Genomic DNA, 23485 nt, shown 5'->3' on the forward strand with positions numbered 1-23485 from the left:
GTATCGGAGCACCCCCACGGGAGCTCGGGCACGAGCTGAGATCGGACTGACGCCGTCCGGACCGTCTGAACCTGTCCGGATCACGCCGGCGAAGGAAGAGGAGGCGCACTGGTGCGCACCGACGAGCAGACCGAGCTCCACCCCCAGCACCGTCGTGAGGTGCTGACCGACCCCCACGACCCGTCGATCGAGGTGCCGGTGACGGCGATCTCCCTGGCCGACAGCCCCGACGGCAGCACCAACGATGACGTGCACGTCTACCGCACGGCCGGCCCCGGCAGCGACCCCGAGGTCGGGCTGCCCCCGGCGCGGGCGGCGTGGATCACCGCGCGCGGCGACGTCGAGCCCTACGCGGGGCGACCACGCGACCTGCTCGACGACGGACGGTCCGCCGTGCGCCGCGGCGAGGCCTCCCGGGCCTGGCGGGGCGAAGGGAGGGACCCCCTTCGTGCCGTGGAGGGCCGCACCGTCACCCAGCTGCACTACGCACGCCGCGGCGAGATCACGCCGGAGATGCGCTACGTCGCTCTGCGAGAAGGATGCTCGCCCGAGCTCGTCCGCGACGAGGTGGCCGCCGGCCGCGCGATCATCCCGGCCAACGTCAACCACCCCGAGTCCGAGCCGATGGTCATCGGGCGGGCCTTCCTCACGAAGATCAACGCCAACATCGGCAACTCCGCCGTCACCTCCTCCATCGCCGAGGAGGTCGACAAGCTCACCTGGGCCACCCGCTGGGGGGCCGACACCGTCATGGACCTGTCGACCGGCGACGACATCCACACGACCCGTGAGTGGATCATCCGCAACAGCCCCGTGCCCATCGGCACCGTCCCGATCTACCAGGCGCTCGAAAAGGTCGACGGTCGGGCCGAGGACCTCACCTGGGAGGTCTTCAGGGACACCGTCGTCGAGCAGTGCGAGCAGGGCGTCGACTACATGACGATCCACGCCGGGGTGCGGCTCGCCTTCGTCCCGCTCACCGCTGACCGGGTCACCGGCATCGTCTCCCGCGGCGGGTCGATCATGGCCGGCTGGTGTCTGGCCCACCACGAGGAGTCCTTCCTCTACACCCACTTCGACGAGCTGTGCGAGATCTTCGCCCGCTACGACGTCGCCTTCTCGCTCGGCGACGGGCTGCGGCCGGGGTCGGTCGCGGACGCCAACGACGCCGCTCAGCTCGCCGAGCTGCGGGTGCTCGGTGAGCTGACCCTGCGCGCGTGGGAGCACGACGTCCAGGTCATGGTCGAGGGCCCGGGCCACGTGCCCCTGCACCTCGTCAAGGACAACGTCGACCTCGAGCAGGACTGGTGCCACGGCGCGCCCTTCTACACCCTCGGGCCGCTCGTCACCGACATCGCGCCCGGCTACGACCACATCACCTCCGCCATCGGCGCCACGGAGATCGCCCGCCATGGCACGGCGATGCTCTGCTACGTCACGCCCAAGGAGCACCTCGGCCTGCCCGACCGCGACGACGTGCGCACCGGCGTCATCACGTACAAGATCGCCGCGCACGCGGCCGACCTGGCCAAGGGGCACCCGAGGGCCCGGGAGCGCGACGACGCCCTGAGCCGGGCCCGCTTCGAGTTCCGCTGGCACGACCAGTTCGCCCTCGCCCTCGACCCCGAGACGGCGATGGCCTTCCACGACGAGACCCTCCCCGCCGAGCCGGCGAAGACCGCCCACTTCTGCTCGATGTGCGGGCCGAAGTTCTGCTCCATGCGGATCAGCCAGGACATCCGCGACGCCTACGGGTCGGCCGCCGACCAGCGAGCGATCGCCGAGGCGGGCATGGCGGCCAAGGCGCGCCAGTTCGTCGAGCTCGGCTCGAGCGTCTACGTCCGTGACGAGTCGACCCGATGAGCCTCGTGCCCGACCTGCCACCGGCGGGACGCGCCGCCGTGCGCGCCGGGGTCGTCGGCAACTACGTCGACCAGGTCAACATCTTCCTGCCCGTCGTCGCGCTCGCCCCGGCGCTCGTGACGCTCGCCGGGCCGCACGCCGGCGTCACCTCCGGCGCCCTCGTGGTCGTCGCCACCCTGCTCGGCCGCCCCGTCGGGGCGATGGTCTTCGGGCGGATCGCCGATCGCGTCGGCCGCACCCGCACGACCCAGGTGGCCATCGCCGGCACGGCTGCCTGCTCTCTGCTCATCGCGGCGGTCCCGACCCACGCGAGCGTCGGCGTGCTCGCCATCGGCGCCGTCGTGCTGCTGCGCTTCGTCGGTGGCGTCTTCCTCGCCGGGGAGTACGCCTCGGCGATCCCGCTCGCGATGGAGTGGTCACCACCGCGGCGCCGTGGTCTCGTCTCCGGGCTCATCATGTCGATGGCCCCCTGGGCCCAGTCGACGATCGCCTTCGCCACCGCGGCGCTCCTCGCGCTCCTCGGCCCGGCCACCTACGCGGAGTGGGGCTGGCGCCTCTCCTTCGTCGCCGGAGGGCTCGCCAGCCTCGCCCTGCTCGCCTACTACTCCGCGCGGGTCGTCGACGCGCCCCACGTCGTGCGTCAGCGCGAGCAGGCCGACACCAGGGCGCCCGCCGCGCTCGGTCTCCGGGCCGTCCTCGGTGGCGCCTACGCGGGTGCCTTTTGGCAGATGTTCGGCCTGATGTCGGGGCTGTGGCTCATGACCAACATGGTCGTCATCGCCGCGACCGGCCGCCTGGCCGCCGACCACGGCCTCGACGGCGGCGAGGTCGCCACGGTCATGGGCGTCGCCTCCGTCGCCCAGGCCCTCGTCATGTCGACGACCGGGCACTGGTCGACGGTGCTCGGCCGGCGGCGCTACTTCGTCGGCTGGGGCCTCGCGGCCGCCGTGCTCGCGCCACTGCTCTGGCTGGCGACGATGACCGCAGCCGTCCTCCCCTTCGTCGTGGGGGTGGCCCTGCTCCAGGTCGTCACCGTGTGCGGCTACGGGCCCGTCGGGGCCTACCTGTGCGAGCGCTTCCCCGCGCACGTCCGCTCGACGGGGTACGGCACCGCCTACTCCCTCTCCATCGTCGTCCCGGCCCTGTGGCCGTGGTGGCTGCCCCGGCTCGAGCCGCTCCTCGGGCACGAGGGGGCGGTCGTCGCGGTGCTCGTCGTCGGCGGTCTGCTCGTCGCCGGGTGCGGCGCCCTCGGGCCACGCCTGGCCCGGGGCGAGCTCGACGACGACGTCGAGGCGGTCGCCGTCCGATCTGGCACGCTCCTCCGGCCGGGCGTGCCGTCGGGGGCCACGACATGAGCGACCTGCGCGCCGAGGTGACCGCCGCCGTCGCCGCGATGCGGGCCGCCAGCCCGCTCGTCCACGGGGCGACCGGGTCGGTGACCCGGGCGATCGTCGCCGACGGGCTGCTCGCCGCCGGCGCCCGGCCGATGCTCACCGAGACCGTCGACGAGGCGCCGACCCTCGTGACCGTGGCCGACGCCTTCCTCGCCAACCTCGGCTCGCTGAGCTCCGACGGGCGCGACGGGCTGTTCCCGACGGCCGAGGTGGCGGCCGAGCGCGGCACCCCCTGGGTGCTCGACCCGACCGCCATCGGTCTGGCGCCCGTGCGCACCCCGCTCGCCCTCGAGCTGCTCGCCCTCGGGCCGAGCATCGTGCGCGGCAACGCCTCGGAGGTCCTCGTGCTCGCCGGGGGAGGGCAGCCCGGTCGCGGGGCCGACAGCACCGTCGCCCCGGACGCGGCCGCCGAGGCGGCCCACTCCCTCGCGGCCGCGCACGGGTGCGTCGTCGCCGTCTCCGGGGCGGTCGACCTCGTCACCGACGGGCGCCAGAGCGTCCGGATCGCCTCGGGCGCACCGGTGCTCACGCGGGTGACCGGCACCGGGTGTCTGCTCGGCGCCCTCAGCGCGGCGCACGCCGCCGTGGCGGCCCCCTTCGTCGCGGCGGTGGCGGCGACCGCCTTGCTCACCGTCGCCTCGGAGCGGGTGGGCGGTCTCGGGCCGGGCAGCTTCCGGGTCGGTCTGCTCGACGCCCTCGACGCGGTGACCCCCACCGAGGTCGGGAGCGGGGTGCGGCTCACGTGATCGACTGGCGCCTCCACCTCGTCACCTCAGGCCACGGGCCGGCCACCGTCCGGGCGGCGGCCGCTGCGGCAGCAGCCGGCGCAGGCATCGTCCAGGTCAGGGCCAAGCACCTGCTCGCGGGCGAGCTGCTCGACCTCGTCCTCTCCGTGGCCGGCGCGGTCGCCGAGGTCGCCCCCACCACCCTGGTCATCGTCAACGACCGCGCCGACGTCGCCCATGCGGCGCGTCGACGCGGTGCCCCCGTGCACGGGGTCCACCTCGGGCAGGCCGACCTGCCGACTGCGGACGCTCGGGCCCTGCTCGGGCCCGATGCCCTCGTCGGCCTGACCGCCGGCACCCTCGAGCACGTCCGGGCCGCCGAGGCGCGCGTCGGTGCGGATCGGCCCGACTATCTCGGGTGCGGCCCCTACCGCCCCACCCCGACGAAGAGCGTGGGTCGCCCCCCGGTGGGTCTTGCGGGGTACCCCCTTCGCGCTGCTGCCACTGACCTGCCGGTCGTCGCTATCGGTGACGTGACGGTCGCGGACGTGCCGGCCCTGTCCCTCACCGGCATCGCCGGCGTCGCCGTCGTCCGCGAGATCATGGGCGCCCACGACCCGGGCGCCGCGGCGGCCGCCTGCCTCAGCGCGTGGGCGAGCTGACGCCGATCTCGTCGTCCACGAGCACCGGGCGGGCGACCCGCAGGCCGGCGAGGGTGATGCCGACACCCGTCGTCATGAGCAGCAGGAGCACGACGGTCCAGCCGCCGGTCAGCTCGTGCAGGAGGCCGACGGCGAAGGGGCCGATCCCTGCGAGCAGGTAGCCGACCGGCTGGACGAATCCCGACAGCTGGGCCGTCACGTGGGGGTTGTGGGTGCGGACCGCGATGAGGGCGATGGCGGTGGGGAAGGCGAAGCCCGACAGGCCGAGCAGGACCGCCCACAGCCACGGCACGGGCGCCGGGGCGAGGAGCAGGCCGAGGTAGCCGGCGACGGCGAGCGTCCCGAAGCCGATCATCCACGCGGACAGGTCACGGCTGCGAGCGATGACGGTCGGCATGAGCAGCCCGCCGAAGATGCCGAGCGCGGCGAGCACCGAGGTGAGCAGGCCGGCGGTGGCGGCCGAGAGCCCCGCGTCGCGGTAGATCTGCGGCAGCCAGCCGAACTGCACGTAGGCATTGGTCGACTGCACGCCGAAGAGCACCGTGAGCGCGATCGCGGTGGGGGAGTGCCAGATCCGCGACGTCGGGGTCTCGCCCGCGGCGCGGCGGTGGACCCGGTCGCGCAGGGCGATAACGACCCACGGGACGAGGGCGAGCAGGGCGACGAGCCCCCACATGCCGAGGGCGCCGCGCCACTGGCCGGGGGCGACGTCGGCGACGGGGGCGGCGAGCAGCGGGCCGAGGGTGCCGCCGACCGTCAGCCCCATCGAGTAGATCGTCATGAGCCGCACCCCACCGTCGGTGGAGTGCGCCTTGATCCACGCGGGGACGAGGACGTTGCCCAGCCCCATGCCGGCGAGCCCGATCGCGGTGAGCACGAGGAAGACCGCGGACGAGTCGGTGACGACCCGCGCGAGGAGCGTCACGACGACGGCGGCCACGCCGAGGGTGATGCCGGCGGAGACGCCGACGCGCCGGGCGAGCGCGACGGCACCGCCACCGGCGACGGCGAAGGCGAAGCCCGGCAGCGCGGTCACCACACCGGCGAGGGTCGGGCCGATCTCGAGGGCCGCACGCACCTCCGCCAGGAGCGGGCCGATGGAGGTCGCCCCGGGGCGCAGGTTGATCGAGATGAGGGCCACGCCGAGGAGCGCGAGCCCGGGTCCGAAGGGGGGAGTCCGTCGCGTCGTCTCGTGGCTCGTCACCCCAGCGGTCTATCACGCGGGCCCGGTCTGCCTAGGATCGGTCCGTGCCCGACGAGACCCCGACCACGAGCGTGCCGAGCTGGGACGACTACTTCCTCGGCATCGCCACGGCTGTCGCCGCCCGCGCCAAGTGCACCCGCCGCCGCGTCGGTGCCGTGCTGACGATCGACCACCGGATCATCGCGACCGGCTACAACGGCGCCGCCCCGGGCGAGGCCGACTGCCTCGAGGGAGCCTGCCCCAGGGGGCAGCTCGACTACGACGCCGTGCCGGGCCTCGGCGACTACGACCGCCCGGGGACGCCCGGCTTCTGCATCGCGATCCACGCGGAGGTCAACGCGCTCCTGTTTTCCACCCGGGACACCAAGGGCGCGACGGCCTACATCACCGACCCACCCTGCCCCGGCTGCCGCAAGGCGCTCGCGGCAGCCGGCATCGTGCGGGCGGTCTGGCCCGGCGGGAGCCACGACCGGCCCGGTCTGACGGACTGGCGCTGAGCCCCCCTTCACGCGGTCGGGGTTCGTGGGGACAATGGGGCATGAGCACCGACGCCAGCACCCACGACACCCCGACACCCTCCGGCGCCGTGGTGGCTGCCCTCGACGGCAGCCACCGGGACGCCGCAGTCATCGACTGGGCCGCGGGCGAGGCCGCGGCGCTCTCCGCGCCGCTCCACCTCGTCCACGCCGTCGACCTCGGCACCCCGCTGTCCGCCTACGGTGAGCTGCTGACCAGCCCCGAGATCGTCGACCGGGTCGAGCAGGAGTCGACGCGCGTCGTCGTCGACGCCAGGGCGCACGTCGAGTCGACCCACCCCGGCCTCCCCGTGTCGACGGCGCTGCCGACGGGCTCGCCGTCGGGGGCCCTCATGGCGAGCGCCCAGGGCGCGCGGGTCCTCGTCGTCGGGTCCGCCCGCAAAAATCGTGCCGAGCGGATCGTGCTCGGCACGACGTCGATGAGCGTCGTCGCCCACGCCCCCTGCCCCGTCGTGCTCGTGCCCGAAAATGCCAGCACGAAGGGCGACGGGCGCGTCGTCGTCGGCATCGACGGCAGCGAGCACAGCCGCCTGGCCTTCGACCACGCCCTCGACGCGGCCGCCCTGCGGGGGCGCACCGTGACGACGGTGACATCGTGGAACGTCGAGGTGGAGGGTGGCGTCGTCGTCACCGAGCCGGGGACCCCCGAGTGGGAGGCCGTTGACAGCCGCTACCGCCGGATGGCCGAGTCGACGATCGAGGCGGCCCGCAGGGCCCACCCCGAGATCGAGGTGACGGTCGAGGTGCGCCACGGTCGCGCCGCGGACTCGCTCGTCGAGGTCGCCGAGGGGGCCGACCTGCTCCTCGTCGGCTCGCGCGGCCGGGGCGGGTTCCGCGGGATGCTCCTCGGGTCCGTCACGCAGCGGGTGCTGGCGCTCGCGACCTGCCCCGTGGCGGTGCTCCACCGGCAGTGAGGCTCAGCGGCCGTGCCGCGCCACCCAATCGGTGATCGCCGCCGCGCCCTCGGGCGTGTCCTGGGGTCGGTGACCGGCGCCGGGCAGCGGGAGGTGGGTCGCGCCCTGGGCCTCGAGGGCCGCGGCGACCTCCGCGTACATCGGTGAGCCGTCCCCGGTGATGACGAGGGTCGGGACGAGGCGCGGGGTGTCGGCCCGCAGCGAGATCTCCCACGGCGCCGGCGTCGCCCGGATTCGGGCGGCCACCGCGTCGCACGTGCCGTCGTCGACCTCCGGGTCAGGGGCGCCCATGCCGGCGGCGAAGCGTCGGAAGAACTCTCGCCCGTCGACGCTCGGGTCGTCGGCGACGGCGAAGACCTGGGCCATGGCGCTGATGTGCCGCTCGACCCCACGACCACCGCGGGCGACGTCGTAACAGGCGGGCTCGATGAGGACCAGGCTGCGCAGCCGGTCCGGTCGGCGCTGCGCGGCGAGCATCGCGGTGACCGCGCCGTAGGAGTGGCCGACGAGGTGGCCGCGCCCCTCGAGGGCGTCGATGGCCCGGTCGGCGTCGCGCTCGGGCTGGTCGGCCGGGCAGGTGCGCTCGAGGAAGACGTGCTCGGGAGCGCCTGCCTCCGCGAGCAGCGGCCAGGCGCTCGGCCCGCTGCGGCCCCGCCCGTGGATGAAGACGACGCGGGCGGACGGTGCGTTGATCAGACCCATGTCAGCCCCGCGCCCGCAGCCGACCCCCCGGCAGGGCCGGGGCGGGTAGGGCGGCCGGCTGCCCGTCGGGGAAGGGTCCGAAGCGCTCCTCGCCCTCGACCGGCTCCCGGCCGATCTCGGCCATCCAGCGGTCGCGGGCGGCGACGACGTCGTCGTGGCTGCGGCCGATGAAGTTCCACCACATGACGATCTGCTCGCCGAGGGGCTCACCGCCGATGAGGACGAGGCGGGCTCCACGTGCCGAGCGCAGCGTGAAGCTGCGGCGTCCGGTCGAGAGGTAGCCGAGCTCTCCCGCCTCGAGCTCGGTGCCGTCGACGGTGACGTCGCCGTCGTCGAGCAGGAGGGCGTGCTCGTGGCCCGCCGGGACCTCGACGAGGGTCTCGGCGTCGGCGTCGAGGAGGATCTCCGCGCCGGTGATCGGGGTGTGGGTCCGCACGGGGGAGCGGACACCGAGCAGCTCGCCGAGGAAGACGCGGGCAACGCCGCCGGGGACGTACATGGGCTCGGGCACGTGGTGGACGAAGGAGGGCTCCTCGTCGCGCGCGCTCGACGGCAGCGCGAACCACAGCTGCACGCCGTGGAGCACGCTCGTCGCCGGGGTGGAGAACTCCGAGTGGCTCACGCCGCGGCCCGCGGTCATGAGGTTGAGCTCACCGGGTCGGACCATCGCGTGCGCACCCGTGGAGTCACGGTGCTCGATCTCCCCGGTGAAGAGCCACGACACCGTCGCGAGCGCGGTGTGGGGGTGGCGGGGCACGGCCATGCCGCCGGTGGCGGCGACGTCGTCCGGGCCGTAGTGGTCGAGGAAGCACCAGGCGCCGACGAGGCTGCGCTGCCGGGAGGGGAGGGTGCGCCGCACGGTCATCGCGCGCGGCCCGCCGAGCGGCACCTCACGCGGCGCCAGGAGCTGTACGTCGTCCATCGCGCTCACGCTACCCGCCCCGGTGGACACGGGTGGCCCCGCTGCTGAAGGCTGGCCACGTGAGCGACGAGACGCACGCCCCGGAGGAGCCCCGCGGGCTGCTGGAGGAGCTGGCCGCCGCGAAGGGGGTCGACACCCTCTGGTGGGACTGGCGCGGTGAGCACCGTCGGGTCCCGGGCAGCGCGCTGCGGGCGGTGCTGGAGGCGATGGGCGAGGACGTCACGGACGACGCGGCGACGGCGACCGCGCTCGAGCGGGTCCGCACCGCCCCGTGGCGACGCACGCTGCCCCCGACCGTCGTCCAGCGCGAGGGGGACCCCCTTCGCCTCCTCGTCCACGTCCCGCACGGCAGCGCCGTCACGGTCCACGTCCAGCTCGAAGGGGGTGGACGTCGCGACCTCGTGCAGGTCGAGCACGTCGTCGACCCCCGGGAGGTCGACGGGGTCCTGGTGGGCGAGGCGGCCTTCGAGCTGCCGGCCGACCTCCCGCTCGGGTGGCACGAGCTCCTCGCCCGGCCGGAGGTGCCGCTCGTCGAGGGGACGGAGCAGGCGACCCTCGTCACCGTCCCGCAGCGACTGGAGCTGCCCGCGGTCCTGCGCGAGGCGCCGCGCGCCGGCCTGATGACGCAGCTGTACCAGGTGCGCAGTGCCGGCAGCCAGGGCATCGGCGACCTCGGCGACCTCGTGGCGCTCGGTGAGTGGTCGGCACGGGAGCACGACGCGCACTTCGTCTTGGTCAACCCGATGCACGCGGCCGAGCCGGTGCCACCGATGGAGCCCTCGCCGTACCTCCCGACGTCACGCCGCTTCGTCGACCCGATCTACATCGACCTGCGCCGGCTGCCCGGCCTCGACCTGTTGCCGGCGCCCGTGCGCGAGGAGGTCGAGACGCTCGCCGACCGGGCGGCCCGGCTCAACGCGGCCGACACCATCGACCGGGACGCGGCGTGGGCGCTCAAGGGGGCGGCGCTGCGCCTCGCCTACCGTCACCTCGGGCCACGCCAGGCCGACGAGGTGGCCCGCCTCCATGCGCGTGAGGGGCAGGCGCTCGTCGACTTCGCCACGTGGTGCAGCCTGGCTGCCGAGCACGGCTCGCTGTGGGAGAGCGAGTGGCCCGAGGAACTGCACACCCCGACCTCGCCCGCCGTCGAGGCGCACCGCTGTGCCCACCGCGGGGAGATCTCCTTCGTCGTGTGGGTCCAGTGGGTCGTGCGCAGCCAGCTGACCGAGGCCCAGCAGCGGCTGCGTGACGCGGGCATGGGCATCGGGCTGGTGGCCGACCTCGCCGTCGGCATTCACCCCGAGGGGGCCGACGCCTGGTCTCTCGGTGATGCCCTCGCCCGCGGGGTCGACGTCGGCGCCCCGCCCGACCAGTTCAACCAGCTCGGGCAGAACTGGTCCCAGCCGCCGTGGCGCCCGGACCGTCTCGCCGAGCTGGGCTATGCCCCCTTCCGCGACATGCTCCGTGGGGTGCTCGACGGTGCCGGCGGCCTGCGGATCGACCACGTCATCGGGCTCTTCCGGCTGTGGTGGGTGCCGGAGGGGCACACCCCCGGGGACGGGGCCTACGTGCGCTACGACCACGAGGCCCTCGTCGGCATCCTTGCCCTGGAGGCGCAGCGCGCCGGCGCCGTCGTCATCGGCGAGGACCTCGGTGTCGTCGAGCCGTGGGTGCGGGACCACCTCGTCGAGCGGGGGATCCTCGGCACGAGCGTCGTGTGGTTCGAGTGGGGTGCCGACGGGCGCCCGCTGCCGCCGGAGGACTACCGCGAGCTGTGCCTGGCGACGGTGACCACCCACGACCTGCCGCCGAGCGCGGGCTACCTCGCCCTCGAGCACGTCGACCTGCGCGAGCGGCTCGGGCTGCTGACCCGGCCCGTCGACGAGGAGCGGGCTGCGGAAGCGGCGAGCGTGCAGGCCGTGCGCGAGGCCCTCGCCGAGCGGGGGCTGCTCGAGACCGCCGATGCCGAGGTGGCCGACGTCGTCGGGGCCCTGCACCGCTGGCTCGAGCTGACCCCGGCCCGGTTGCGCGGCATCGCCCTGACCGACCTCGTCGGCGACGTCCGAGCGATCAACCAGCCGGGCACCGACGAGGAGTACCCCAACTGGCGGCTGCCGCTCGCCGGACCGGACCGTCGGCCGCTGAGCCTCGAGGACGTCGTGGCAGGTCCTGCGCGCGGGTGACCGGGCAGGCACAGGACCGCCCCGGATTGTCGGGATCCGTGGCTCCAGCCGCAAGGTTTCCCGGCCGTAAGGGTTAACCCTGCATCTCCTGCGAGGGGTGCCGGGGTGGTCACCGAAGAGTCACAGTTGTGTCTCACAGCACACGGGGTCGTGGTCAACCGCCGCAGGGTGGTTTTTGATGGCTCGTGCAGTCGCGGACCGCGCTGCACCCAGGGGTGGACCCGGACGATCGGGAAAGCCGTTAGACCCGCCTTTCCCGGCGGCTTGACGTAGGAGGACCTCCATGCGAGTGAAGTCTCGCGCGATGGCAATCGCCAGCATCTCCGCGGCCGCGCTTCTCGCGACCGCGTGCGGTGGCAGCAGCGACGACGACGGCGGCTCGGGCGGCGGCCCGGGTGGCGAGATCGTCTCCGGTGGCTGCAACCCGGAGAACCCGCTCGTCGCGGGCAACACCGCTGAGACCTGTGGTGGTGACGTCCTCGACGTCCTGACCGCCAAGCTGGTCCACTACAACCCCGAGACGGCCGAGCCCGAGAACGACATCGCGGAGTCGATCGAGACCGAGGACAACAAGACGTTCACGGTCAAGATCAAGAAGGGCTACAAGTTCCACGACGGCACCGAGGTCAAGGCGAAGAACTTCGTCGACGCCTGGAACTACACGGCCTTCGGCCCCAACGGCCAGCAGGGTGGCTACTTCTTCGAGCCGGTCGAGGGCTACGACGAGGTCTCCGACCCGAAGTCCAAGGTCAAGGAGCTCTCCGGCCTCGAGGTCGTCGACGACCACACCTTCACCATCAAGACCACCGAGCCGGTCTCCAACCTGCCGCTGCGTCTGGGCTACACGGCCTTCGCGCCCCAGCCCGACTCCTTCTTCGACGACCCGGAGGCCTTCGGCAAGAAGCCCGTCGCCGCCGGCCCGTACAAGTTCGACTCCTGGGACGAGAACTCGTCGATCGTCGTCAGCAAGTTCGACGACTACGCCGGTGAGTTCGGCGGCCAGGCCGACAAGATCACCTTCAAGATCTTCCAGGACGCCGACGCCGAGTACACCGCGCTGCAGGCCGGCGAGGTCGACGTCGTCCGTCAGATCCCCGCGAGCGCGCTCGTCGACGACAAGTTCAAGGACGACCTCGGCGAGGGCCGGTACCTGGAGAAGGAGAACTCCACCCTCCAGTTCATCGGCATGAACTACCACGTCGACACCAAGCTGAAGAACGTCAAGGTCCGCCAGGCCATCTCGATGGCCATCGACCGGCCGACGATCGTCAAGCAGATCTTCAACGGCGCGATGACGCCGGCCACCGGCTGGGTCTCCCCGATCGTCGACGGCTACAAGGAGGGCACCTGCGGTGAGTACTGCGAGTACAACCCGACCAAGGCCAAGCAGCTCCTCGAGGAGGGCGGCGGCTACGACGGCAAGCTGACCCTCACCTACAACGGTGACGGCGGCCACAAGGAGTGGACCGAGGCGGTCTGCAACTCGGTCAACAAGGCCATCGGCATCGACTGCGTCGCCACCCCGGCGGTCGACTTCAAGACCATGCTGACGCAGCTCGGCAACGACGAGCTCAAGGGCATGTTCCGCATGGGCTGGGTCATGGACTACCCGTCCATCGAGAACTACCTCGCCCCGATCTACGGCAAGGGCGCTGGCTCGAACTACTACGCCTACGACAACGCGGACTTCCAGAAGAAGATGCGCGAGGCCGGTGCGGCGGAGACCCCCGAGGAGGCCAACAAGCTGTACCAGGAGGCCGAGGGGATGATCGCCAAGGAGTTCACCACCATCCCCACGTGGTACGGCAAGACGATCATCGGTTGGTCGGAGAAGGTCGACAACGTCCAGGCGACGCCCTTCGGCAACCCGGACCTGGCGGCCATCACCGTCAAGGAGTGACCCAGCCCCACGGCTGACTCAGCACGACCCCGGCCGGCCATCACCTTCGCGATGGCCGGCCGGTGGCGTGCACTCCCGCCAATGGTCTGCGGCGGGGTCGCACACAGTGAGTTACCCTCTCCCGGCACCCCGGGCCTGAGGTGCGTACCAGTTCCATGAGGAGGTGCACGTGGGCAAGTACATCGTTCGACGATTGCTCCAGATGATCCCGGTGATCATCCTTTCCACGTTCCTGATCTACGCCATGGTCTTCGCCATGCCGGGTGACCCCACGGCCGGCAAGTGTGGCGAGCGGCCCTGCCCGGCTGCCTACGTCGAGAAGTTCAACGAGAAGTACCACCTGAACGACCCGTTGATCGTCCAGTACGGCTACTACGCCAAGAACGTCGTCCAGGGCGACCTGGGTGAGAACCAGTACGGCATCTCCGTGGCCAAGGAGCTCGGTGAGCGCTTCCAGGTGACCGCCAAGCTGGCCGTCATGGCGCTGGTCTTCGAGGGCGTCATCGGCATCATCGCGGGTGTTCTCGCGGGACTGCGCAAGGGGGGCTTCATCGACAACCTCGTGCTCGTCAGCACCCTCTTCGTCATCTCGGTCCCGATCTTCGTCATCGGCTTCGCCGCCCGCTACTTCCTCGGCCTCAAGTGGGAGATCTTCCCCGCGCTCGCCTCGGGGAAGGATCCGGACTTCGTCGCGCTGATCATGCCGGCGATGGTGCTCGGGTCGACCTCGTTGGCGTACATCGCCCGCCTCATGCGGACCAACATCTCCGAAAACATCCGCTCCGACTACGTGCGCACCGCCAAGGCCAAGGGGCTGAGTCGGGGGCGCATCGTCGGCGTGCACACCCTGCGCAACTCGATGATCCCCGTCGTCACCTTCATGGGCTACGACTTCGGCGCCCTCCTCGGCGGCGCGATCGTCACCGAGGGCATCTTCAACGTCCAAGGGGTCGGCGGCTACATCTTCACCGGGATCCGCAACCGTGACGGGATCGCGGTCGTCGGGGCGGTGACAGCGCTCGTCATCGTCTACCTCCTGATGAACCTGCTCGTCGACCTCCTCTACGGCGCACTCGACCCGAGGATCAGCAATGACTGACAAGACCACGGCGCAGGACGCCGCCCGGGAGCCGGGCCAGGACGAGGCCGCAGCCACGACGACCCGAACGGCCGTGATCGCCGAGGCGGCCGAGGGCCCCTCGCGCTCGCTGACCGCGGACGCCTTCGCCTCGCTGCGTCGCAACCCGCTCTTCTGGATCTCGAGCCTGCTCATCCTCATGTTCCTGCTGATGGCCATCTGGCCGTCGCTCTTCACGACCTACGACCTGAGGTTCAACGACCTGAGCAAGGCCCGCCAGTCGCCGAGCGGGGAGCACTGGTTCGGCACCGACGTGCAGGGCCAGGACATCTACACCCGCGTCGTCTACGGCGCCCGCGCCTCGATCCTCGTGGGCGTGCTCGCGACCTTCGGTGTGCTCGTCCTCGGCTCCTTTTTCGGCCTGCTCGCCGGCTACGTGGGCGGCCTGGTCGACACCCTGATCAGCCGCTTGGGCGACATCTTCTTCGCCATCCCGCTGCTGCTCTCGGGCATCATCTTCCTGTCCTCGCTGCGTGACACCGAGGAGATCTGGGGGATCCCGATCCAGGGCTACTTCGGCGTGGTCATCCAGGTCGTGCTCGTCTTCGTTCTCTTCGGCTGGCCGAGTCTCATGCGCCTCATGCGCAGCTCGGTCATCCAGGTCAAGCCCAACGACTACGTGCAGGCCGCCCGGGCGCTCGGCGCCTCGCCGATGCGGATCATCCGCCGGCACGTGCTGCCCAATGCCATGGCCCCGGCCATCGTCGTCACGACGATCAACCTCGGCTCGTACATCGCGGCGGAGGCGACGCTGTCCTTCCTCGGCATCGGCCTGCGGCCGCCGACCGTGTCGTGGGGCGTCATGATCAACGACGGGCTGACCCCCCTTCGGGCGTCGCCGCACATCCTCTTCTTCCCGGCCCTCTTCCTCAGCATCGCGGTCCTGGCCTTCATCATGCTCGGCGACGCCGTGCGTGATGCCTTCGACCCGAAGAGCCGCTGAGAGCAAGGTGAGTAGTCACATGAGCACTGAGACGACACAGTCGACGGGCGAGCACCTGCTCGAGGTGGATGACCTGTACGTCGAGTTCCACACCCGTGAGGGAGTGGCCAAGGCGATCAACGGCGTCAACTTCAGCCTCGACGAGGGCGAGACGCTCGCCATCCTCGGCGAGTCAGGGTCGGGCAAGTCGGTGACCGCGCAGGCGATCATGGGCATCCTCGACATGCCTCCGGCGGTGATCCCGGGCGGTCGCATCCTCTACAAGGGCAACGACCTCCTGACGATGCCGGAGGACCACCGGCGCCACCTGCGTGGCCCGGAGATCTCGATGGTCTTCCAGGACGCGCTGAGCTCGCTGAACCCGGTCTTCCCCGTCGGGTGGCAGATCGGCGAGATGTTCCGCGTGCACCAGGGCATGAACAGGTCCGATGCCTACGCGCAGGCGGTCCGTCTCATGGAGCGGGTCAACATCCCCGCGGCCAAGGAGCGGGTCAAGGCCTACCCCCACCAGTTCTCCGGGGGCATGCGCCAGCGGATCATGATCGCGATGGCCATCGCGCTCAACCCCAAGGTCCTCATCGCGGACGAGCCGACCACGGCTCTCGACGTGACGGTGCAGGCCCAGATCATGGCCCTCCTGCAGGAGCTGCAGGAGGAGTTCAACATGGGTCTGATCCTCATCACCCACGACCTGGGTGTCGTCGCCGACGTCGCCGACCGGATCGCGGTCATGTACGCCGGGCGGATCGTCGAGCGGGCCGAGGTGGGCGACATCTACGCTCGGCCCGCCCACCCGTACACCCGGGGTCTGCTCGAGTCGATCCCGCGTCTGGACCAGAAGGGGCAGACCCTCTCGGCCATCGGCGGTCTGCCGCCGAACCTCACCCGGATCCCCTCCGGCTGCGCCTTCCACCCCCGGTGCGTCATGGCGCAGGACATCTGCTCGACGCAGCGGCCCGAGCTGCTCGACGTCGGCCCGCAGCGCCAGTCGGCCTGCCACTTCAGCGAGGAGGTGCTCGATGTCTGAGGTGATCCTCAAGGCACAGGGCCTGAAGAAGCACTACCCGATCAAGGGTGGCGTGCTCCGCTCGACCGTCGGCCACGTCAAGGCCGTCGACGGTGTCGACTTCGAGCTGTACAAGGGCGAGACGCTCGGCATCGTCGGTGAGTCCGGGTGCGGCAAGTCGACCCTGGGTCGGCTGCTCATGCGGCTCGAGGAGCCGACCGAGGGCACCGTCGACTTCGACGGGGTCGACATGTACGCGCAGTCCGGCGCCGACATGCGCCGCCTGCGGCGTGACATCCAGATCGTCTTCCAGGACCCCTACACCTCGCTCAACCCGCGGCGCACCGTCGGCGAGATCGTCGGCGAGCCGCTGGAGATCCACTCCGACGTCGTGCCCAAGGGCGGTCGTCGGGCGCGGGTGCAGGAGCTGCTCGAGCTCGTCGGGCTCAACCCCGAGCACATCAACCGGTACCCGCACCAGTTCTCCGGTGGTCAGCGTCAGCGCATCGGCATCGCCCGGGGCATCGCGCTCAACCCCAAGGTGCTCATCTGCGACGAGCCGGTCTCCGCGCTCGATGTCTCCGTGCAGGCGCAGGTCATCAACCTCATGGAAAAGCTGCAGGACGAGCTCGGTCTGTCCTACATCTTCATCGCCCACGACCTGTCGGTCGTGCGCCACATCTCCGACCGGGTCGGGGTCATGTACCTCGGCCGCATGGTCGAGATCGGCGACGAGGACGACATCTACTCGCGCCCGACGCACCCGTACACGCAGGCCCTCCTGTCGGCGGTGCCCGTGCCGGACCCGACGCTGCGGGGCAAGCGGGAGCAGATCGTCCTCCAGGGCGATGTGCCCTCGCCGGCCAACCCGCCGGCGGGCTGCCACTTCCACACCCGCTGCTGGAAGGCGCAGGACATCTGCCGCACCGAGACGCCGCTGCTCGAGCTGCGCACCGACGGCTCGGGGGAGCACCCCTCGCGCTGCCACTTCGCCGAGCCGCGCGTCATCGTCGACACCCAGATCGTCACCGAGGAGCACGGTCTCTTCGCGGGGCAGGGTCTCGTCGACCGCACCGACGCCGTGTCCGCTGGCCAGGCCGGCGCGGTCGAGGGTGGCGCCTCGGCGGCCGGAGCCTTCACCTACGATCCCGGTGGAGCCTGACCGACCCGCACGACGAAGGGGGGTGCCCACCAGCTGGCGGGCACCCCCCTTCGGCATGCGCGGGGCGCGACGGACGTCAGGCGAAGGGGAGGTCCTCCGTCAGCCGCTCGGCCTCGGCGTCCGCGGCGAGCTCGGCCCCGGTCTCGTCGATCCGTGCCGTGACGGTGTGCGGCTGCAGCTCGCCCGACTCGATCTGCTCGGCCCAGTGGCAGGCGACCTTGTGCCCGTCACCGGCGCCGCCGATCTGCACGACCCGCAGCTCCGGTCGCTCGGTGTCGCAGCGCGTCTCCTGACGCCACGGGCAGCGGGTGTGGAACCGGCACCCGCTCGGCGGGTTGGCGGGCGAGGGCAGGTCCCCGCTGAGCAGGATCTGCTCGCGCGAGTCCTCGACGACGGGGTCGGGGACCGGGACCGCGGACAGCAACGCGCGCGTGTAGGGGTGCAGGGGAGTGGCGTAGAGGTCGTCGGCCGGGGCCTCCTCGACGATGCCGCCCAGGTACATGACGCCGACGCGGTCGGAGATGTGCCGCACGACGGCGAGGTCGTGGGCGATGACCAGGTAGGTCAGCCCGTACTCCTCCTGCAGGTCGGACATGAGGTTGAGGACCTGGGCCTGCACGGAGACGTCGAGCGCGGAGACCGGCTCGTCGGCGACGACGAGCTCGGGGTTGACGCTGAGCGCCCGGGCGATGCCGATGCGCTGGCGCTGGCCGCCGGAGAACTCGTGGGGGTACTTCTTCAGGGCCGCGGGCGGCAGACCGACGTCGCTGAGCAGCTGGCGCAGCCGGGGCTGGGCCTCCTTGGCGTCCTTGACGATGCCGTGGGCGCGCATGCCCTCGACGAGCAGCGCCTCGACGCTCTGCCTCGGGTCGAGGCTGCCCATCGGGTCCTGGAAGACCATCTGCAGGTCCTTGCGCCGGCGACGCAGCGCCTCGCCGGAGAGCGTGGAGATCGGCTCGCCGTCGAAGGTCACCGTGCCGTCGGTCGGCGGCTCGAGGTGGAGGATCGCCCGGCCGAGCGTCGACTTGCCGCAGCCCGACTCCCCGACGAGGCCGTAGGTCTCGCCGCGGCGGATCTGCAGGTCGACGCCGTCGACCGCGTAGACGTGGCCGACGACCTTGTCGAAGATGATCCCCTTGGTGATGGGGAAGTGGACCTTGATGCCCCGGACGTCGACGAGCACGTCGTCGGTGGTGGCCGGCGCCTCGGCAGGGGTGGTGTCGGTGGTCATCGGGCCTCCTGGGTCGTGGCGCCCTCGGCGGGTGACGGCGTGCCGGACATCGGGTGGAAGCACCGCAGCGCGCGGCCACCTCCCGCCACGGACAGGTCGGGGGTGGACTCGCGGCACGCGGAGGTCGCGTTGACGCACCTCGGCGCGAAGGCGCACGCGCTCGTCCACGGCAGGTTGTCGGAGACGGAGCCGGGCACCGGGTTGAGTTGGCCGCCCCGCTCGCCGTCGAGGCTGGGGACGCTCGCGAGCAGGCCCGAGGTGTAGGGGTGGCGCGGCTCGGCGAAGAGGTCGTGACGGCCGGCGCGCTCGACGAGGCGGCCGCCGTAGAGGACGTTGATCTCGTCGCACAGCCCGGCGACGACCCCGAGGTCGTGGGTGATCATGATGAGCGCCGTCCCGGTCTCCTCGACGAGCTCGCGCAGCCGCGCGAGGATCTGCGCCTGGATCGTCACGTCGAGGGCGGTCGTCGGCTCGTCGGCGATGAGCAGACGCGGCTCGCAGGCCAGGGCCATGGCGATGAGCGCGCGCTGGCGCATGCCGCCGGAGAGCTGGTGCGGGTAGTCCTTGAGGCGGCGGTCCGGGTCGGGGATGCCGACCTTGCGCAGCATCTCCCGGGCGTGGGGCATCGCCTCCTTCTTGGACATGCCCTTGTGCCGCTCGAGGACCTCGGTGACCTGCCGTCCGATGGGCACGACCGGGTTGAGGGAGGACAGGGGGTCCTGGAAGATCATGCTGATGTCCTTGCCCCGCTTGCCGCGCATCTCCTTGTCGGAGAGCGAGAGCAGGTCCTCGCCGCCGTAGGTGACGGTGCCGGACACCTGGTTGCCGCGGTCCGGGAGCAGCCCCATGATCGCCAGCGAGGTCACCGACTTGCCGCAGCCGGACTCGCCGACGAGGCCGACGGTCTGGCCCGGCCGCACGTCGAAGCTCAGACCGTCGACGGCGCGGAAGGGGGTGGCGTGCTTGATCCCGAAGGTCACCGACAGGTCGCGCACGGACAGCAGCGGCTCGTCGGACCGGCGGGAGGTGTGGGACGTGGTCATGCGGGTCACCTGCGGCTCTTGGGGTCGAGGGCCTCTCGCAGCGACTCACCCATGAGGGTGAAGCCGAGCGCGACGACGATGATGCACGCCGCCGGGTAGAAGGCCAGGTGGGGGTCGTCGTAGATGTAGCGCTGCGCCTGGCCGAGCATCTGGCCCCACTCGGGCGAGCTGTCGTCCGGGTTGCCGAGGCCGAGGAAGGACAGCGCGGCCGCGTCGATGATCGACGTCGCGAGCACCAGGGTGGCCTGCACGATGACCGGGCCGAGCGAGTTGGGCAGCATGTGCCGCAGCACGATGGCCGACCGCTTGACGCCGAGGGCACGGGCGGCGAGGACGTGGTCCTTGCTCCGCTGGGCGAGCATCGAGCCGCGCAGGAGTCGGGCGAAGATCGGGATCTGCACGATCGCGACGGCGATGATGACCGTCCACTGGCTGGGGTTGGTCGCGAGCGCCGAGATCGAGACGGCGAGCAGCAGCGAGGGGATGGAGAGCATGACGTCGACGAGGCGCATGATCACCGAGTCGACCCACCCGCCGAAGGCGCCGGCGATGGTGCCGAGCACGAGGCCACCGGCGAGGCCGATGAGGGTGGCGCAGACGCCGACGAAGAGGGTCTGCTGGCTGCCCACGAGCAGGCGCGAGAGCAGGTCGCGCCCCTTGTCGTCGCCGCCGAGGGGGTGACCGGGCTGCGGGTCGGGGATCGGGTTGGTCTGCTGGGAGATCTGGTCCTTGAGGATCCACGAGGCCGGGTCGTGGGGCGCCAGCACGGGGGCGAGGATCGCGAGCAGCACGAAGAGCGTCGTGATGCCGAGGCCGATGAGGAAGATCGGGTTGCGGCGCAGACGGGCCCACGCGGAGGCCACGAGCCCGACGCCACCGGTGTCCTCGATGGTGCCGGCCTCGTCGACGGTCGCCGTCGCGGTGCCGCTCGTGGCCGCGAGCTCGTCGATGCGCTCCTTGCGGCGCGCGCCCAGCCCGCGGCGGGGGGTCTTGTCGGGGTCGGAGGTGCTCATCGGGTCCTCACTCGGGGGTCGACGACGGCGTAGAGGATGTCCACGAGGAGGTTGACCAGCACGTAGGTCAGGGCGGCCACGAAGACGAGCAGCTGCAGGACCGGGTAGTCCCGCTCGGAGAAGGCGATCTTCAGGGCCTCCCCGATGCCACCGAAGTTGAAGACGGTCTCGGTGAGCACGGCGCCGGCCAGGAGCGCGCCGACCTGCAGGCCCACCGCGGTGATGACGGGCAGCAGGGCATTGCGCATGACGTGCCGGCCCCGGACGACGCGGTGGCTCAGGCCCTTGGCCTGGGCCGTGCGGACGAAGTCCTCGTCGAGGACCTCGAGCACCGAGGCGCGGGTGATGCGGAAGATCATGGCGAAGGGGATCGAGGCCAGGGCGATGCCGGGAAGGATCAGGTGCTTGAGTGCATCCCAGGAGGCGTCCCACTCGCGGGTCAGCAGCCCGTCGAGGACGAAGAAGCCGGTGACCCGCGTGGCGTCGACCTCCTGCCGACCCGAGACCGGCAGCCAGCCGAGCTCGATCGCGAAGACGTACTTGAGCAGGAAGGCGAGGAAGAAGACGGGGACCGCGACGCCGATGAGCGAGCCGACGATCGAGAGGTTGTCGAGCAGGCTCGCGCGCTTGCGGGCGGCGAGGTAGCCGAGCGGGATGGCCAGCACGAGGGCGATCGTCAGGGCGACGATGCTCAGCTCGATGGTCGCCGGCAGGCGCGTCATGAGGATCTCGGTGGACTGCGTGCCCGGCTGCACGGCGGTCGAGACGCCGAAGTCTCCCTGGACGGCGCGGGAGAGGAACTTGCCGTACTGCACCCACAGGGGCTGGTCGAGGCCGAAGGCCTCGGTGAGGGCCGCCCGCGACTCGGGGGTGGCCCGCTCGCCGAGCATCGCCGACACGACACCGCCGGGCAGCGCGCGCAGCCAGGCGAAGAGCAGGACGGAGAGGATGAAGAGGACGACGACCAGCTGCAGCAGTCGGCGGATGATGAACTTCAGCACGTATGCGCTCCTGACGTGGATCGCGGACCGGGGCCGCCCCGACCGAGTGGTCGAGGCGGCCCCGTCACGAGGTCACCTGCGGTCGGGGCTCACTTGCCGCCCACGGAGACGGTGGAGAACTTCTCCGCCGTCAGCGGGGAGGTGACGAGTCCGTCGACGTCCTCGCTGACCACGAGGGCCGGCGGGGAGTGCGACACCGGCACGCCGGGCACGTACTCCTCGGCGATCTTCTTGTTGATCTCCTCGTACTTCGTGGCGCGCTCCTCCTCGTCGACCGTGGCGTCGGCCTCCTTGAGCTCCTTGGCGAGCTCGTTGCCGTAGCCGCCGGCGACGGAGTGGAAGTCGTTCTGCTTCGCGTTGCCGAAGAAGGTGCCGATGAAGTTGTCGGCGGAGTCGTAGTCACCGGTCCAGCCGAGCAGCCAGGCGTCGTACTTGCCGGCGTCGACGTTGTCGAGGTAGCCACCGTTCCACGGCTTCGTCGTCACCTCGACCTTGATGCCGGCCTCCTCGAGGTCGTTCTTGATCGCCTCGTGGAGCTTCTGCGGGTTGGGCATGTAGGGGCGGGAGACCTCGCTGGGGTAGGCGAACTGGAGGGTCATGCCCTCCGCGCCGGCCTCCTTGAGCAGGCTCTTGGCCTTGGCGACGTCGTGCGCGTAGGGCTTGAGGTCCTTGTTGTAGCCGCTGACCGTCTCGGGCATGAACTGCGACGCGGCGGTCGCACCCTCGGGCAGCTGCGACTTGACCAGGCCCTCACGGTCGATGGCGTAGTTGATCGCCTGACGGACCTTGACGTCCTTGAGCTTGGGGTTGGCCTCGGGGTTGAGCCCGATGTAGAAGATGTTGAAGGGGTCGCGGATCTCGACCTTGTTGCCCGAGTCCTCCAGCCCCTTCCAGTCCACCGGGTTGGGCAGGTCGTAGCCGTCGATGCTGTTGGCCTCGAGCTCCTGCCGGCGGGTCGACTCGTCGGGGATGATCTTGAAGGTGATCTGGGCGTTCTTCGCCTTCTCACCCCAGTAGTCGTCGTTGCGCTTGATCGTGACCGTCTTGTTGGCCTTGTCGTAGTTGTCGAAGACGTACGGGCCGGTGCCGACGGGCTTCTCCGAGTTCTCCGGGTAGACGAAGCCCTCACCCTGGGTCTTGACGTCGTTGGCCTTGCCCTCCTCGAGCGCCTTCGGCGACTGGATGGCGAAGGAGGAGAGGGAGAGCATCGCGGGGAACTTCGAGGTCGCCGACTTGACCTTCAGGACCACCGTCTTGGCGTCGGAGGCCTCGCAGCCGTCGTAGAGGGCGTCGTCTCCGAAGCCGCCCATCGCGGTGCTCCAGTACTCGGCCGGGCCGGACTGGGCCGCCTCGTTCTGGTCGGCCATCCGCTCGAAGTTGGCGCAGACGGCCTCGGCGTCGAGGGCCTCGCCGTCGGAGAACTTCACGCCCTCGCGGAGGGTGAAGGTCCAGGTCTTGCCGTCCTCGGAGGGCTCCCAGGACTCGGCCAGGCCGGGGCCGAGCTCGGCGCTGCCGGGCTTGACCTCGACGAGGCCCTCGAAGATCTGGCGGGTGATGCGGAAGGTCTCGCCGTCGGTGGCGTAGAAGGGGTCGAAGACCTCGGGAGCGCCCGCGGCGCCGAAGGTGAAGGTCCCCCCGGTGTCACCCCCGGAGCCCGAGTCGTCCCGGTCGCTCTGCGCGCAGGCACTCAGGGTCAGTGCGGTCGCGGCGAGAGCGGCCAGCGGGGCTGCTTTCCTCATCGACATGTGTTCCTCGCTTGGTCGGGCCGGCCCCAGCGCTGCCGGGGTGGGTCGCCCACGGGCGCGATGGTGATCCACCGCACACAGGGGTTGGCGGGCAATCTAGCCGCAACGTGCGGTCAGGGGCCGCTTGGACGAGGACCTTTATCGGAGTGAGACCGGTGTGGCCGCAGGTCCTCCGGGCCGACGGGCTCCCACAGCATT

The 23485-nt window shown here is 71.3% G+C and carries 20 protein-coding genes and 1 riboswitch; of the genes, 12 read left to right on the top strand and 8 right to left on the bottom strand.

Annotation, left to right across the window (positions count from 1 at the left end; all coding sequences use genetic code 11):
* The first annotated feature begins 6 nt into the window (after nt 1-6).
* Nucleotides 7-114: riboswitch (TPP riboswitch) on the top strand.
* The 4 genes from thiC to AB4Y78_RS07455 all read left to right on the top strand — a co-directional run bounded on the left by thiC (nt 112) and on the right by AB4Y78_RS07455 (nt 4644).
* On the top strand, nt 112-1863 hold the full coding sequence (thiC, locus tag AB4Y78_RS07440) for a phosphomethylpyrimidine synthase ThiC (protein ID WP_007923800.1): 1752 nt from the start codon (nt 112-114) through the stop codon (nt 1861-1863). (Overlaps the previous riboswitch by 3 nt.)
* Entirely contained in the window at nt 1860-3218 is a 1359-nt protein-coding gene (locus AB4Y78_RS07445; RefSeq protein ID WP_282071492.1) for an MFS transporter, read from the top strand. Before thiC ends, AB4Y78_RS07445 begins: the two co-directional genes overlap by 4 nt.
* The gene (locus AB4Y78_RS07450; RefSeq protein ID WP_441713624.1) at nt 3215-4003 is read left to right on the top strand and encodes a hydroxyethylthiazole kinase; all 789 of its coding nucleotides are present in this window, start codon (nt 3215-3217) and stop codon (nt 4001-4003) included. The genes AB4Y78_RS07445 and AB4Y78_RS07450 overlap by 4 nt, the downstream gene beginning before the upstream one ends.
* Nucleotides 4000-4644, top strand: coding sequence for a thiamine phosphate synthase (locus AB4Y78_RS07455; RefSeq protein WP_282071497.1), 645 nt, complete (start codon nt 4000-4002; stop codon nt 4642-4644). The genes AB4Y78_RS07450 and AB4Y78_RS07455 overlap by 4 nt, the downstream gene beginning before the upstream one ends.
* Here the strand turns inward: AB4Y78_RS07455 and AB4Y78_RS07460 are convergent.
* A complete protein-coding gene (locus AB4Y78_RS07460) occupies nt 4625-5848 on the bottom strand; it encodes an MFS transporter (protein WP_441737001.1) in 1224 nt (407 codons plus the stop codon). The two genes, AB4Y78_RS07455 and AB4Y78_RS07460, sit on opposite strands and share 20 nt — an antisense overlap.
* A gap of 44 nt (nt 5849-5892) precedes the next feature.
* Here AB4Y78_RS07460 and AB4Y78_RS07465 point away from each other — a divergent pair, with 44 nt between their 5' ends.
* Together AB4Y78_RS07465 and AB4Y78_RS07470 are read left to right on the top strand one after the other, a co-directional pair.
* A complete protein-coding gene (locus AB4Y78_RS07465) occupies nt 5893-6345 on the top strand; it encodes a deoxycytidylate deaminase (RefSeq protein WP_007923792.1) in 453 nt (150 codons plus the stop codon).
* Between the two features lie 41 nt (nt 6346-6386).
* Nucleotides 6387-7298: a universal stress protein gene (locus tag AB4Y78_RS07470; RefSeq protein ID WP_441713626.1), complete on the top strand. Its 912-nt coding sequence runs from the start codon at nt 6387-6389 to the stop codon at nt 7296-7298.
* Nucleotides 7299-7301: 3 nt separating this feature from the next.
* Here the strand turns inward: AB4Y78_RS07470 and AB4Y78_RS07475 are convergent, their stop codons facing one another.
* Entirely contained in the window at nt 7302-8000 is a 699-nt protein-coding gene (locus AB4Y78_RS07475; RefSeq protein ID WP_007923790.1) for an alpha/beta fold hydrolase, read from the bottom strand.
* Nucleotide 8001: 1 nt separating this feature from the next.
* Nucleotides 8002-8922, bottom strand: a complete 921-nt coding sequence (locus tag AB4Y78_RS07480; RefSeq protein ID WP_441713627.1) for a pirin family protein — start codon at nt 8920-8922, stop codon at nt 8002-8004.
* A gap of 59 nt (nt 8923-8981) precedes the next feature.
* On the opposite strand from AB4Y78_RS07480, the gene malQ reads away from it, so the two are divergent.
* From malQ to AB4Y78_RS07510, 6 genes are all read left to right on the top strand, one after another.
* Nucleotides 8982-11105, top strand: a complete 2124-nt coding sequence (malQ, locus tag AB4Y78_RS07485) for a 4-alpha-glucanotransferase (RefSeq protein WP_441713628.1) — start codon at nt 8982-8984, stop codon at nt 11103-11105.
* Between the two features lie 304 nt (nt 11106-11409).
* Complete coding sequence (locus AB4Y78_RS07490) at nt 11410-13005, top strand: peptide ABC transporter substrate-binding protein (protein ID WP_441713629.1); 1596 nt, start codon at nt 11410-11412, stop codon at nt 13003-13005.
* 169 nt (nt 13006-13174) lie between these two features.
* On the top strand, nt 13175-14104 hold the full coding sequence (locus AB4Y78_RS07495) for an ABC transporter permease (RefSeq protein WP_259908742.1): 930 nt from the start codon (nt 13175-13177) through the stop codon (nt 14102-14104).
* Nucleotides 14097-15086: an ABC transporter permease gene (locus AB4Y78_RS07500; RefSeq protein WP_282071512.1), complete on the top strand. Its 990-nt coding sequence runs from the start codon at nt 14097-14099 to the stop codon at nt 15084-15086. The genes AB4Y78_RS07495 and AB4Y78_RS07500 overlap by 8 nt, the downstream gene beginning before the upstream one ends.
* Before the next feature lie 19 nt (nt 15087-15105).
* The gene (locus tag AB4Y78_RS07505; protein ID WP_007923780.1) at nt 15106-16113 is read left to right on the top strand and encodes an ABC transporter ATP-binding protein; all 1008 of its coding nucleotides are present in this window, start codon (nt 15106-15108) and stop codon (nt 16111-16113) included.
* The gene (locus AB4Y78_RS07510; protein ID WP_282071514.1) at nt 16106-17254 is read left to right on the top strand and encodes an ABC transporter ATP-binding protein; all 1149 of its coding nucleotides are present in this window, start codon (nt 16106-16108) and stop codon (nt 17252-17254) included. Before AB4Y78_RS07505 ends, AB4Y78_RS07510 begins: the two co-directional genes overlap by 8 nt.
* A 76-nt stretch (nt 17255-17330) precedes the next feature.
* Here the strand turns inward: AB4Y78_RS07510 and AB4Y78_RS07515 are convergent, their stop codons facing one another.
* The 5 genes from AB4Y78_RS07515 to AB4Y78_RS07535 form a co-directional block, all read right to left on the bottom strand.
* On the bottom strand, nt 17331-18485 hold the full coding sequence (locus AB4Y78_RS07515; RefSeq protein WP_441713630.1) for an ABC transporter ATP-binding protein: 1155 nt from the start codon (nt 18483-18485) through the stop codon (nt 17331-17333).
* Nucleotides 18482-19528 carry an ABC transporter ATP-binding protein gene (locus AB4Y78_RS07520; protein ID WP_441713631.1) on the bottom strand — a complete coding sequence of 349 codons (1047 nt, stop codon included), beginning with the start codon at nt 19526-19528 and terminating at the stop codon, nt 18482-18484. The genes AB4Y78_RS07515 and AB4Y78_RS07520 overlap by 4 nt, the downstream gene beginning before the upstream one ends.
* Before the next feature lie 5 nt (nt 19529-19533).
* A complete protein-coding gene (locus tag AB4Y78_RS07525; RefSeq protein ID WP_265231127.1) occupies nt 19534-20541 on the bottom strand; it encodes an ABC transporter permease in 1008 nt (335 codons plus the stop codon).
* Complete coding sequence (locus AB4Y78_RS07530) at nt 20538-21542, bottom strand: ABC transporter permease (RefSeq protein ID WP_007923775.1); 1005 nt, start codon at nt 21540-21542, stop codon at nt 20538-20540. The genes AB4Y78_RS07525 and AB4Y78_RS07530 overlap by 4 nt, the downstream gene beginning before the upstream one ends.
* An 89-nt stretch (nt 21543-21631) precedes the next feature.
* The gene (locus AB4Y78_RS07535) at nt 21632-23287 is read right to left on the bottom strand and encodes an ABC transporter substrate-binding protein (RefSeq protein WP_265231129.1); all 1656 of its coding nucleotides are present in this window, start codon (nt 23285-23287) and stop codon (nt 21632-21634) included.
* Nucleotides 23288-23485 lie beyond the last annotated feature (198 nt).

This window comes from Janibacter sp. RAF52 (assembly GCF_052114035.1).
GTDB classification, from domain to species: Bacteria; Actinomycetota; Actinomycetes; order Actinomycetales; family Dermatophilaceae; genus Janibacter; species Janibacter hoylei.